The 805-nt window shown below is 34.0% G+C and carries 1 protein-coding gene; it reads right to left on the minus strand.

The window, feature by feature from the left end; translation table 11 throughout:
* Window positions 1–7 precede the first annotated feature (7 nt).
* Window positions 8–388, minus strand: coding sequence for a hypothetical protein (locus AC1DRF_RS30485; protein WP_477742632.1), 381 nt, complete (start codon window positions 386–388; stop codon window positions 8–10).
* Window positions 389–805: the final 417 nt, after the last annotated feature.

The raw sequence follows: 805 nt of genomic DNA on the forward strand, positions 1-805 counted from the left end.
CGTTTCTCTAAGGCCGTTTCTCTAAGGCATAAAATTCTTCACGGCTATTAAAATGGTTATTTATTCGATCATATTGATAGATAAAATGCCACAATGTTCGCCTAATGGCCTGTACCCATTCAAGTTTGAAGGCAAGAGTTAAGGCGTGCTCCGCCCAGGCTACGCCTTCTTGCTGAGCGAAAGCAATGAGTTGTTCTTCTTTTTGCTCCACGACATATAGAGATAACTTTTGAGCATTTTTTAAAAGATCAATATTTCCAGTTTCTAAAATGTCAGTAATCTTAGAGGCTACATTAACCGCCTCTGATAAAAGTTTTTCCTGGAAATTCTGGTTATTATCTCTAATAAAATCGGTCAATTTCTCTCTCTGATTATAAATAATCTCCATTTTAAATCCCCCTTATTTTTTTGATTATAGTGAGCTTTAAATAATCAATATCCCAAAGTGAAATGTCATTTTTTCATTGTCTATAAAGAAAAGTCTTCCTTGTACGATCCACAATAGATATGGCTTTAGATAAGAAATGCTAATTCTTTTATAACCAATTTGTAAATCTTGAACATACCCATGGTAGTGCTACTTCTTTCACCATGATAAAGGGTYAATGGAGGTKATTTTCACTGGCTGATATCCATTCAGATAGTTCATYAAAAATGTTCTGMACTTGTTCTTTATTTAACGTGTYAACATTCTCCCATGCACTAGAAATATAAATCTCTAGATGATCAGGACAGGAAATGGATTCAGTAATAAGGGCTTTATAAAATAAAGGATTACCACCTTTATCTACTTCACCCTTACATC

It is taken from the genome of Priestia sp. P5_B4, from assembly GCF_056400385.1.